Source organism: Lysinibacillus sp. NPDC048646, assembly GCF_050272295.1.
GTDB lineage: Bacteria > Bacillota > Bacilli > Bacillales_A > Planococcaceae > Lysinibacillus.
The window spans coordinates 315734-328469 of record NZ_JBNNLZ010000001.1; the positions used below are offsets into that span (position 1 = coordinate 315734).

At 38.2% G+C, this 12736-nt stretch carries 11 protein-coding genes; 1 reads left to right on the forward strand and 10 read right to left on the reverse strand.

Annotated features, from left to right (window positions below; genetic code table 11):
- Window positions 1–102: 102 nt before the first annotated feature.
- From lpdA to ACQKII_RS01520, 5 genes are all read right to left on the reverse strand, one after another.
- Window positions 103–1440, reverse strand: coding sequence for a dihydrolipoyl dehydrogenase (lpdA, locus tag ACQKII_RS01500; protein ID WP_427455655.1), 1338 nt, complete (start codon window positions 1438–1440; stop codon window positions 103–105).
- A 206-nt stretch (window positions 1441–1646) separates the two neighbouring features.
- Window positions 1647–2843 carry a polysaccharide deacetylase family protein gene (locus ACQKII_RS01505; RefSeq protein WP_427455657.1) on the reverse strand — a complete coding sequence of 399 codons (1197 nt, stop codon included), beginning with the start codon at window positions 2841–2843 and terminating at the stop codon, window positions 1647–1649.
- 280 nt (window positions 2844–3123) lie between these two features.
- A complete protein-coding gene (locus tag ACQKII_RS01510; RefSeq protein WP_427455659.1) occupies window positions 3124–5190 on the reverse strand; it encodes a catalase in 2067 nt (688 codons plus the stop codon).
- Between the two features lie 151 nt (window positions 5191–5341).
- On the reverse strand, window positions 5342–6400 hold the full coding sequence (locus ACQKII_RS01515) for an acyl-CoA dehydrogenase family protein (RefSeq protein WP_427455661.1): 1059 nt from the start codon (window positions 6398–6400) through the stop codon (window positions 5342–5344).
- A 134-nt stretch (window positions 6401–6534) separates the two neighbouring features.
- Window positions 6535–7053 carry a DUF4242 domain-containing protein gene (locus ACQKII_RS01520; protein WP_427455663.1) on the reverse strand — a complete coding sequence of 173 codons (519 nt, stop codon included), beginning with the start codon at window positions 7051–7053 and terminating at the stop codon, window positions 6535–6537.
- Window positions 7054–7179: 126 nt separating this feature from the next.
- On the opposite strand from ACQKII_RS01520, the gene ACQKII_RS01525 reads away from it, so the two are divergent.
- A complete protein-coding gene (locus tag ACQKII_RS01525; RefSeq protein WP_427455665.1) occupies window positions 7180–7620 on the forward strand; it encodes a winged helix-turn-helix transcriptional regulator in 441 nt (146 codons plus the stop codon).
- A 285-nt stretch (window positions 7621–7905) separates the two neighbouring features.
- Here ACQKII_RS01525 and ACQKII_RS01530 read toward each other — a convergent pair whose 3' ends face one another.
- The 5 genes from ACQKII_RS01530 to ACQKII_RS01550 all read right to left on the reverse strand — a co-directional run bounded on the left by ACQKII_RS01530 (window position 7906) and on the right by ACQKII_RS01550 (window position 12512).
- Entirely contained in the window at window positions 7906–8670 is a 765-nt protein-coding gene (locus tag ACQKII_RS01530; RefSeq protein ID WP_427455667.1) for an ABC transporter permease, read from the reverse strand.
- 12 nt (window positions 8671–8682) lie between these two features.
- Window positions 8683–9639, reverse strand: a complete 957-nt coding sequence (locus ACQKII_RS01535) for an ABC transporter substrate-binding protein (RefSeq protein WP_427455669.1) — start codon at window positions 9637–9639, stop codon at window positions 8683–8685.
- Between the two features lie 15 nt (window positions 9640–9654).
- Window positions 9655–10425, reverse strand: coding sequence for an ABC transporter ATP-binding protein (locus ACQKII_RS01540; RefSeq protein WP_427455671.1), 771 nt, complete (start codon window positions 10423–10425; stop codon window positions 9655–9657).
- A 237-nt stretch (window positions 10426–10662) separates the two neighbouring features.
- The gene (locus ACQKII_RS01545; protein WP_427455673.1) at window positions 10663–11238 is read right to left on the reverse strand and encodes an RloB family protein; all 576 of its coding nucleotides are present in this window, start codon (window positions 11236–11238) and stop codon (window positions 10663–10665) included.
- The gene (locus ACQKII_RS01550) at window positions 11235–12512 is read right to left on the reverse strand and encodes an AAA family ATPase (protein ID WP_427455675.1); all 1278 of its coding nucleotides are present in this window, start codon (window positions 12510–12512) and stop codon (window positions 11235–11237) included. Before ACQKII_RS01550 ends, ACQKII_RS01545 begins: the two co-directional genes overlap by 4 nt.
- Window positions 12513–12736: the final 224 nt, after the last annotated feature.

Genomic DNA, 12736 nt, shown 5'->3' on the forward strand with positions numbered 1-12736 from the left:
TTAACGGTACATTGTGTGATAAAACGCCACATATATAATAATTTTAAAAAAGGCTGTCACCAAAGTCATTTACAACTGACTTTGGTGACAACCTCTTGTCATTTATTGATGAATCGCTTTTCTAAATACAGCCTTCGCTGCATCGCCTATATGCTCAGATACTGATGGATGTGGGAAAATCATTTCAGCTAGGTATTGCGCTGTACCACCTGCATTTTTCGTAGCTAAAATGGCATTCAGCATTTCTGTAGCTCCATCTGCAACTACACATGCCCCTAATATTTGCCCATCCTGTTGTGTTGCAATTAGTTTTACAAAACCTTCGATATTGCCTTCCATCAACGCTTTAGGATTTGTATGAATGGGCATTTTTGTTACAGTATATTCTACCTCAACTTGCTCTTCTAACAGACCGAATGTAGCAATTTCAGGATGGGTATAGACACAACGAGGGATTAATGCTTGGTCAATCACTGCAGGTGCGTTTCCCAAGATATGCTCAATAACATGAATGCCTTCCGCACTTGCTGCATGTGCAAGCTGGTATCCCCCAACTAAGTCACCAATAGCGTAAATATGTGGCTGACTCGTCTCAAGATGGTCGTTCACAGCAATTAAACGACCATCAAAATCAAGTCCTAACTGCTGTGCAATTTCTGTATTTGGACGACGCCCCGTTGCAAATAATAAATTTTCGTATGTATAGATTCCTTCAGATGTGTGAATTTCATTGCCACTAAAATGCTCAAATTGGAAATCTTTCACTAGCTCAATATTAAGCTTTTTCATCTTTTCACGAATAATTGGTCTTGCATCCGATTCTTCCGTCTGTAAAATATCTTCACTATGATTAAGTATTGTTACCTTCGTTCCAAGTGGAGCCAAGCTAAATGCTATTTCTACTGCAATTACACCACCACCGATAATCGTTAATTGCTCTGGTAACTCCTTCATATCAAAAAAGGTATCTGTTGTATAGTATGTAGACTTTTCTAAACCTTTGAACGGTGGTACAAAAGGTTTACTGCCTGTTGCTAAAATAATATCTGTAGCTGCAAAGCTATCGGCACCAACCGTTACCGTTAAATCCTTCGCAACAGTTGCCTCGCCACGATAAAATGTAATATGATTGCTCGCAATAAAATGCTCAATGTTCGCTAATAGCTCACCAATAACAATATCTTTGCGTTGCATCAAGCGCTCAAAATTCACATTCACAGTAGTTGTCTCAATGCCCCACTCATTGCCACGTTTAATTTCTTGTACAAGCTTGCTATGCTCTAATAAAATTTTGGACGGAATACAGCCAACATTATAGCACGCTCCTCCTACTTTTCCACGTTCTACTAAAGCGACCTTCATGCCACTTTTAGCTGCATGGATGGCTGACACATATCCCCCTGGACCTGCGCCAATAATTGCTACATCAAACTTTTCCACTAAATTCACCTCATCTCTCACCTTAACATTTACAAAATTTGAATGCAACGAGATACCATTTGTAGGAAATTCAAAAACATTTTATCTCCCCTTTGCATGCTGCCGTAAATCTCTACAATCCAGCAATAGCATTTAAGATGCAATAGGCACATAAAAAGTCTCCCATCATCCTTGAAAAGATAAATGAGAGACTTGCACTTTCTATGTCATCGATTAAAATTAATCCAAAAAACCTCTTTACTTCCGTTTTGCTTTATAATAATCGATTTGACGGAGTAGCCACCAGCTTCGTAATTTATTACATTCTCTTCTGTCGACATAACCTTTGTATTGGAACTCGCTGCAACATGATAACTTCCAAAATTACGTTGAAGTTGGCGTTCACCATTCACCATTTTATAGAGCTCAAATCGAGTTTCTTTTGCCTGAAGCGTACCATTCTTCATATCACTCTTCAGCCAAGCTTTAAGTGCAACCTTGTTCGACGAAACTTGTGCTTCGACCTGAATATCTCGATTAATATAACGCTGTTCTGCTAGTTTCTGATGGTTTTCTATAATCTTTTTTAAGTCGTGCGCACTTACACGATTACTGGAATCAATTCGTTTAATATGAACGGTTCCATCCCCGAACATATTAAAACCACCCTGTGTTGAATAGTCGATTCGATAGCCAGCTTCTTTTATTGCTTGTTCAGCAACTCGATCATAAACGCCATATGGATAGGCAAAGGATGTAGGTGCCTTCCCTGTATGTTTCTCTATTAATTGATGTGCTTTTGTTACATCCTCAAGAATGTAACGTTGACGTTCCTCATTTGTAAGCGCCTTTCCATCTTTCGTTTGATTTAGTATCATCGCCTCGTGCTTTGGTGCATCATTGTTGCCACGCCAATGTAAATCATATGTATGATTACCTACATGAATACTATGTGAGTCTGACATTTCTTTTATTTGCTGCCAGTTCAACATTGGTACACCTTTTCTATAACCCGTTTCCACATCTTTGACAATAACAAATAGTGTTGCTTGCATACCCATCTCCTTTAAAATAGGGTAAGCAATCGTATACACACTTTCGAAGCCATCATCGATCGTTAAAAATACAGATTTCACAGGAATGCGCCCATGCCCCTGTAAATAAGCAATTAACTGCTCCTCGGTAATGGTTGTATAACCACTGTCCTTAAGCATCTGTAACTGCTCACGGAATAGCTTTGCTGTAATATTAATGTTGGCAATTTCTTTGTAATCTCCAAATGAATGATAGTTAATGACCGTAACACCCTTCGCATTACTATATTCATAAAAATTTGTAGACTTGGCAGCAAATGCCTGATCTGAAATGGCTACAAAGAAGAAGAGAGCTGCCAGATAAAATAATACTTTCTTAAAACATTGCATAATATTGGTCCCTTTCTCAAAATATAGTCCATTTAAGTATATACGAAATGGGTAGTGACTTATAGGGAAGATTTACTATCATACTATTTGGTGAAATCATTAAAATTATAAAAAGGACTGTTCGACGTCGAATAGTCCCCGTTTACATTATCGCTATTAGATTGGCTAGTTGCGCTGATAGAATCGCATTTTCCGATGATAGAACAGCCTGTGTCGCTGATAAAATCATTATTTCACTAATAACTCTTTCTAAATGAAAATATGATAGCTCCATAGTGCGTTAATAAATATTTCTTTGCCAAAAACGTTGTTGTGCAATAGCTTCTACAAATTTTTTAGCAAATTGTGCGTTGCCCGTCGCCATGACAATGCCTGATCCTACATTAGCATTTGACATATTAAAAAATGTCATACCAGATATGGCAATGCCAATCGGTTTATAATGTCGATATGCCTCATTTATATAGTTCACAATATGTGTATTAAATTTTGCCTGATTGTCCGCTCGAACGCCTACAACATATAACGAGTCAAATAACACCGCATCCGTTGTGATAAATGTTTCGCTGGCCATTAACTGAACGCCGTTACTGGCTGTAACTACACCCAGTCTATCAGAAATTATGCTATATCGAACACCCTGCCTGGTTAAATATTTCAGCACCTCTCCCACTTCATTCGCATCAAATCCATCACCAATTAGTACACCAACTTTCAGTGTTTGCGGTAATTTTATTGTATTTGCCTGACTAAGGGCAGGTGATGAGGCCGAGACCTTCGATTGTTCGCCAGTTGGTCGATTGACACCAATATTCTCAGCTACAGTCGTCGCCATCGCTTTATCAACATGGACGAACATATCAACAACCTGTTGCCGAACAGATTTACTTTTCACTTTGCCTACCTCGAAGCTAAAGGCATCAATAATATGCTGCTTTTCAGGGGGGGACATACTATTCCAAAATAGCCTTGCTTGTGAGAAGTGGTCATCAAAAGACTTACTGCGGGCTCGTGTAATACGTCCCTCGATCTTTTCTTCATAATGGACAAAGCCACCCTCTTTCTCGGTAGATGTTGAAGGCGTATTATCTGCCAGTGAATTTTTATGATAACTCACTTTTCCTAGATTAATGGTTTGTCGGCTAAAGCCATTGCGCTGATTGTTATGAATTGGGCAAATCGATCTGTTTATCGGGATTTCTGCAAAATTTGGACCGCCTAGACGAATGAGCTGTGTATCTATATAAGAAAATAATCGTCCTTGTAAAAGTGGATCGTTCGTAAAGTCAATGCCTGGCACAACATTTCCTGGATGGAAGGCTACTTGTTCTGTTTCTGCAAAAACATTATCCACATTGCGATTCAATGTCATTTTGCCAATTTTTTTTACAGGCACCAACTCTTCTGGCCAAAGCTTTGTTGCATCTAAAATATCAAAATCAAACTTAAATTCTTCTTCTTTCTCAATCATCTGTACACCAAGTTCATATTCTGGATAATCCCCAATTTCAATTGATTCCCATAAATCACGTCGTTGAAAATCAGCATCTTTGCCGCCAATGATTTGTGCTTCATCCCAAACGAGTGAATGCACACCCAAAACTGGTTTCCAATGGAATTTCACAAATCTTGACTTTCCTCTATCATTCACGAAACGGAAAGTATGAACGCCAAAGCCCTCCATCATACGGAAACTTCTAGGAATCGTTCGATCGGACATATGCCACATTATCATATGGGCTATTTCTTGATTATTGGCAACAAAATCCCAAAACGTATCATGAGCGGAGGCTGCTTGTGGCATTTCATTGTGTGGTTCAGGTTTTACTGCATGAATTAAATCAGGAAACTTAATGGCGTCCTGAATAAAGAATACAGGTATATTATTGCCGACTAAATCATAATTGCCTTCTTCTGTATAAAATTTCGTTGCAAATCCTCGAACATCTCTAGCGGTATCCATAGAACCTAAGCTTCCAACCACAGTAGAGAATCTTACAAATACGGGTGTTTTCTTACCTGGATCTTGCAAAAAGTTTGCCCTTGTATACTCTTTCATGGGCTCATACAGTTCAAATTCTCCATGTGCCGCAAAGCCTCTTGCATGCACAACTCGTTCTGGTATGCGCTCGTGATCGAAATGTGTCATTTTTTCCCTAAAGTGAAAATCCTCCATGATTGTTGGACCACGTACACCAGCTTTTAATGAATCTTCATCATTTGAAACTTTAATTCCTTGATTGGTGTTCATCTTTTTTCCTTCATTATTGATACGAAACTGTTCTAACTGCTTATCCTTTGCATTACCATCTACATCTTTGCCCTGATTTGACCAAGATTTATCCACGCAATCCCCTTTCGTACCAGTACTAATTACGCTCTATACACACTATATGTTTCTCTGGAATAAACATGCTTCCTATTGTGTTTCAAGAATAGCTTCATTCAAAGAAACAAAAAAACCATGGACGGCTAAGCTTTCCATGGTCTTTCTATATCTATTCAGCTATCATTAAATTCTGTGTCATTTTCTCAAGCTGTCTTACTGTTGGCGTTAAGTTGGCAAAAAAGTATGCCTCACGAAGTTTACGAGAAGATACACTTCCGACAATATAGCCCGCCGAGCCATTATGAAGCATATTTGCTTGTACTGCTGCCAATGTATCATAAACTGCTTGTAAACGAATTTGGCAAATAGCTTGTAAACTGACCTCATCCGATTGCACGAGCGCTTTTAAGGTTCCTTTTAAATATTGTAGCTTCTCTGCAATTTTATCTGCCTGTACCTGTAAATATCCATTGCAGCCATTTTGTTTTGCCGAGACCTTTTCAATGCATTCAATTGAAGCCTCAACAACACCAAAGCCAAGTGGGATTTGATACAGTACAAATGTTGGACGAATTGTATCAACAAAAGAGCTCGCTTCATGTGTTACGACAAAGTCATCCGCAACGAACACGTTGTCAAACTTACATGTATAGGTCGCACTACCATTCACGCCTAAAAAGTGTATTTTTTCTTTTAGCGTAATAGCCGCATTATCAGTATTTACAAACACCATTACTTCCTGCTCGCCATTATGTGCAATGGCACCGAACCAGTGATTGTTCCCTAAATTTGATACCGCTGGTAGGATGCCATTGATAATATAGCCACCTTCTACACGCTTCGCTGATAAGTGTAACTTCTCTAAGCCAGCATAATATTTCATTGGATTTGATAATCCTGTCGCGCCAAGCACTTCGCCACTTTCAAGTAATGGCAAAATAGTAACACGTAATTGTTCATTCTCCGTTTTACGTATATACGTTAAGGCGGCAAGGTGACACCATAAGCAAAATGCAGTCGTCATACAAACTTTCGCCGTCTCTTGTACAATCGTTAGCTCATCTAGTAGCGTAGTCTGCTCATCCTTTTGTATTGAAGCAAAAAATCCAGCCTTACCTAGCGCGTATAAAAAATCCTCCGCATAATAAGCTTCCTCATCAATCTTTTTTACCAACGGTTTTAATTTTTCATCAATTAAAGCTTGTAACACTACTGCATCTACTGCCATGGTTTTTCACTCCTATCCTATATTTTCCATACACTAACAGACGCTAAGTTTCCTACTTCGCAATAGGAAGACTCCACCCGCAAATGTCCGATTAGTTCAACTAGATATCGGTTAAGATTCACCAATTACGGATTCTATTTATCGGCTAATTCTGTTAAAGACGAAATTGGTGTTTGTACTGCCTCACGTGCACGCTTAACCGCTGCTTCGTCTGGTGCATCATAGAAGCACAAGCATTTTGTCATATCTTCACAGACATATGTTCGAGAGAAATGCACTTCAGGTACTTCTTCATAATGCACTGAGTTTTTCTTTTTACGAGCAAGGTACTGATCCATTGTAATTTCCGCTGGGATCTCCCATTCCACTAAGTAGTTTACGACCTCTTGATTTTGTTTCACATCTTCAAGCTCTTTCCCAACGAGACGAACTTCTTTTACTAAATCTGCCTGAATTTTTTGTTCAGATAAGGCAACTGTTGCTTGCGCCTCGTCATTAGCCTCCACGATGAAGTATGCTCGGCTAAAATCTTTTGCAACTTGCACTTCTATAACTGAAACATCTTGCGTTTGCCCAATACGTTCTACTAATGCTGCAAATTGCTCTTTGTTCGTTACTTCACTTACTGTTGATTCTACTAAAAATAAACTCATAGTAAATACCTCCGATTAGTTTGTTTTTCCTTTATGTGAGTTATTTTATTATACTTACTTAATAAAAACAACTGAATTTACTAAAAATTATATTTTGTGCTACACTACTGCATGGAGGGAAGTACTATGAAAACACGTTATGACTTACCATGCAATATTGCACAAACTTTGAATATTATCGGTGACCGCTGGACTTTGCTCATTTTGCATGAGCTATTAATCGGACAAACAAATTTTAATGATATTAAATTAAATTTGCCAGGACTCTCAGCAAATTTATTGTCTGCTCGTTTAAAATCTTTAGAAGATGCAGAGCTTGTGGCATCCACGCTCTATTCAGCTCATCCTCCTCGCTATGCCTATTCCTTAACCGAGGCTGGAAAGGCATTAGAACCCGTGTTTAACGCCATGATTTTATGGGGCAGTGAACACTTGGATCCTTGCTTTAAAGAAATCGTCGATGCCAAGACTGGCGAAAAAGTAGAACTAGGCTACTATTCAAAAAATACAGGCGAGCGCATCGAAACAATTCAAATACGTGCCATACAAACTGGAGCTGCCCAATAAAGTGAAACTTCAATCAGTGGGGGTTATCTTCATCCCCCACGATAAATAGAGGAACACAAGCTAAAACCTTCACATCCTGTGAAAAAGCTTGTGTGACCAACATCCTGTCGCTGCCGCTTCGCTTTCGGAACAGATCAATTACTGACCGTTAATTCGGGATAAATCATTGGAGCAGTTCTTTTCTATGACATTAACACTCAACAGCTCTGTTAAAATCCCTACTTCCGCTGATCGCCCAGCACAAATCGCTGATACCTCTGAAAAAAAGTATCCATCATTGTAATACTAGACTCCTTGACCACCCCAAATTTTTGCAACCCAGCTCTCGAAATAGCGTATCGCTTTATCTAGTAGTAAACCGAGTACACCAATGACAATAATGGCTGCCATTACTAAATCTAGGCTTAGTGAGTTTCTTGCGTCGACAATTAAGAAACCAAGTCCTGACTGCGCACCAACCATCTCTCCAGCCACAAGAAAAATCCATGCACTCCCTAATGCCATGTGTAATCCGTTTGCAATCATCGGAAATGCTGCAGGAAAGACAATTTTTCGCAATAAATCAAACTGTGACATTTCAAAATTTGCTGCTACGCGTAAATATACATCGTCGACTTTTTTTACGGCAGATACTGTCGATAATAGTACTGGAAAAAATGCTGCAATAAAGATAATGACTATGGCTGGCATGTTACCAATTCCAAACCATAGAACAATAAATGGTGACCAAGCTATTGGCGATACAGGGCGCAATACCTGCACAATTGGATCTAAAACAGCCCAAACCTTTGTCCATCTCCCCAAGAACAATCCAAGAACAACAGCCACAATAACTGCTAGCAAATAACCACTAAAAAATCGTAAAAGACTAATTTGTATATGCTCAAAAATGGAGCCGTCTTTAATCGTATTCAGTAAGGCAGTAAATACCGCTAACGGTGGTGGGAATAATGCTGCATCATGTCCTCCAATGACCGTTGCCAGTTGCCAGACTCCAACTAGTAACATAAATCCAAGCAAAATGGGACCAATTTTGTTCAATTTTTTCATACCTATGCCACCCTACCATTGTTCAATTAATGTCGAATCTACAAACTCCTCATACGTTGGAGGTTCCTCGGATAAGCCCATTTCCATTAACGAATCTCTTAAAATAGCATACGCACCCTCTTCGATTTTTAAGTTATTGTAAGAAATCCAATTTAACGATAAATCCAATACTTCTTCGTCAACTTTAATGTACTTTGCAACAACATCATGCGCATGTTTATCCCCTGCATTCATCTGCTCACCAGCAGCTGCATAATCCTTTACGAACTGTTTGGCTGTTTCTTTATCGTCCTCAATAAATGCACTACGGAGGACTAATCCACAGTCAATTGAATTCGGCCAAATTTCCTCAGATTGGAATAATACCTTCCCCTTTTCGAGTGCCACAGAAAGAGCGCCGAATGGTTCTGCAACTACATATCCTGCGATACGACCTTCCGCTAACGCAGCTGGCATTTCCGCTGGCGGTAATTCGACAACAGCCACATCATCATAATTTAAGCCTGCGTCTTGCAACATACGATATAATAAAATATTGTGCGTAGAGTATTTATTTGGTATGGCAAAGCTTTTTCCCTTTAAGTCTTCTACTTTTTCAATATCCGGTGCCCCAACTAAAACATTGCCATCTCGGTGTCCGAGAGCAACCGCCTTTAAGTCAATTCCCTGCTCCTTCGCTTTCATCGCTAATTGAATAAGCACAGATGCTCCATCAATTTTGCCTGTATTTAAAGCATCCATCAGCTCAGGCCAGGACCCAAATTTCACAAGCTCAATGGCATAACCTTCATACTCCTTGTCAGTTTGCATATAAAGGGGTGCTGCATGTGTAATTGGTAAGTAGCCAATTTTCACTACTTTTTTATCTCCTGCAACTTGCGCTCCTGTACTTTCTTCATTCTCTCCACACGCCACTAATGAGAGTAGTAATGTTAATACAAGTAAGAATAAGCCTAATTTCTTTTTCATGTCTTTTCCTCCATTTTAAATATTGTATTCGATTGTATCCTGCGGATGAGTAAACTGGAATTCATTGAAAATGACTTCACGGAAATGTTGAAATTCCGAATCTGATCGATCTCTCGGTTTCGTACTTCGAAGTTGTAATTCACGGTGTATGCGCCCAGGATTTGGACTCATAATAAAAATGCGATCCGCCAAATAAATAGCTTCGTCAATATCATGTGTCACTAATAAAATTGTCGTTTGCTCTTCTTTTTGAATGGCAAGTAGCTCATCTTGTAAGTAATAGCGTGTAAAAGTATCGAGTGCCGCAAATGGTTCATCCATCAAAATTACTTCTGGTTCAATCGCTAATGCACGGGCAATTGCTACACGCTGTTGCATCCCACCCGATAACTCACTTGGTAATGCTGTTAAACGATTCTCTAAACCAACAAGTTTTAAGTAATATTGTGCACGTTGTTGACGCTCTATCTTCGTCAATGTTGTTCCCTCTAAGGCTAATTCAACGTTTTTTTGAACTGAACGCCAAGGAAGTAAGCCATAATTTTGCATCAGCATTATACAGCGTTTACTCGCCTTTGTTACCACTAGGTTATCCAATAAAATTTGTCCTGCTGTAGGCTGTTCAAAGCCTCCTACTAAATTCAATAGGGTACTTTTACCACAACCACTCTTTCCTAAAATAGCAATCACTTCGCCCTTTTGTATATCCAATGATATTTGATTGAGCACAGACTGCTCAGCAAATGTTTTACTTACTCGTTGTATAGAAATTAACGGTGCTGTCATATGTATCCTGTCACCTCTTTTAATCTTTATAATTTTACTAGGTTTAATATGTTTTAAGTTATTTTATTATACTCAGTTCAAAATTACAACCTAAATTCTATAAAAAAAAATTAATTCCGAAAATTCAATGTAAATATTTTTTAATCTTTCTAAGTACAAGAAAGAGCTTCTTAATACAGATAACATAGATGAAAAAAGCAAGCTTTCCGTCTATGGACAGAAAACCTGCTATACTTTTTAGAATATGTATTGGATCATTTCATGTATGTTGCAATAAGGATTGTCACGACTTTCAGTGTTTTGAAGAGCCATCATATCTGTACAATTTTTAATAGCTACCTCATGTCGTAGTGCTATCGGTGCAATGATAGACTCGTCGGCCTTATGTCGGAAATAGCGCGTCACGCCAAGATGCTGTTGCATCTTGTTATTTAACACGGCACGAGGATATTTTTCCTTTATATCGACTTCTTCAAAATGTAGCAGAAGCCACAGTTCAAAGGCTTCGTTTGTATAGGCGATATGAATATTTTTTTCCTCACAGAACACATTAACTTCCTCTAACTGCTTTTCAGTTAAATCATCCTTATCAAAAACAACCCATACCTCATCAAAATATTGGTAGCTAGAATCTCGAAAAGCGTGCTGTGCTAACTTGATGGCAGAGCGTTTAACATTTTTAATTTTGACACTCACCATTTTTGATCGCTTTAAAATTCGCATTTGCTCAAAATAAATGCGCTCAGTTTCACCCTCACAATAAATTAAGATCGTTTTACGCAGCGTGCGATTTCCTTGGTGACGTACTCTCACTGCTCGAATACCTCCAATTCACTTAAATATTGATTTGATAAGTATTCATTAATAACTGGTGTTGCGCCAAATTCTCCCTTTAAATAACGCTTTGCGTACGACATATCCCCTCGTTTTTTCTGCAAATCGGCAAAATCAAATAAGGAATATAACTCTGATTCATTTTTAAAACTTTTATTGACGAACCAAATTTGATCGGAGCGTAGTGGCTGATCCAATAAATCAATTTCATGACTGGTCACAACAAATTGATTGTTTTCATTGCGCTTGCTATTCATAATAGCCATTAAAAATTCGCAAATCGACACATGAAAAGCCGTATCAAACTCATCTATAAAAATTGTCTTCCCTTTATTGTATGCATCCACCATGACACATGCCAAATGAAGCATACGCACTGTTCCCTTTGAATCCATGGTCCAATTAATTGTTTCTGTGCCAAGTGGTGTACCCACTTCATCAAACGATAAATAATGTAAATCAATATCTATCTCTTGTATAATTTCTGGCGTATCAAAATCATAACTAATTGTATTTTTTTCTCTGCGTTCTACACATCTCGCTGTCAAATCCTGAATCGAAAAGTCTGCAATTTTTAGTAACTTAATAACCTCTCGCTTAAATGGCTCCTCCTCAAGCTTACGAATGAGCGGATGACTCGATAAACGATGTGCCTCATCTAAAAATAAAATTTTATGTAAAAACCAATCAAAAATTTTCGTTGCATCGGCATCATTAAAAACATTTAATACTGATAAGAAGGCAGTATTATTGCGTGTATATTTTGTCAGCTCAAGTGACGTACTTTGTGCAGTTTCATACGTGTAGTCCGTGCCATCCCATCGTCTAATAAATAACGCCTCTTTTTTCGTTTTCGATGCTTTTGTTAAGCGCTCAAAAAGTACCTGCTCTGCATTATATTGTACTTCGTAATCATAAAGAGAACCGTCTAGTAATAACGAGATCATAAATTCTGTTGGTATCCCTTGATAACCACCTAGTTTAAAAGGCTGGTATGGCAAACGAAGCTGTTTGACGTTATTTAAATTTTCAAAGTTAAACAACAACGAACGTAGAACTTTAATGGCTGCGAATAAATTCGATTTCCCACTACCATTTGGCCCAAATATAAAAGCGCTTTTCACCAGGCGTAATGACTCGATCTTCATCGTGTGTGTATCCTTCAATTTTCGAATTCGACTGCCTGCCACCATTGAAAATATTGTTTCATCCTTATAACTTAAACAATTTTTCACTCTAAAATCCACTAGCATGAAATAGCCTCCGTTCAATTCCACAACATTCCTTAATTAATTATACAATATACCTAAAAAAAGACATATTACTCATCGTAAAATTAATACAATGCATAGCATCTAAAGATCATAACGCTCAATAGATTTATTACTTTACAAATGTTTAGTACAATTACATTATCAGTTTGATTAGAAATAGCTTTAAATATGCTGTTTGAAGTAAATTTTTACAGGATATTATA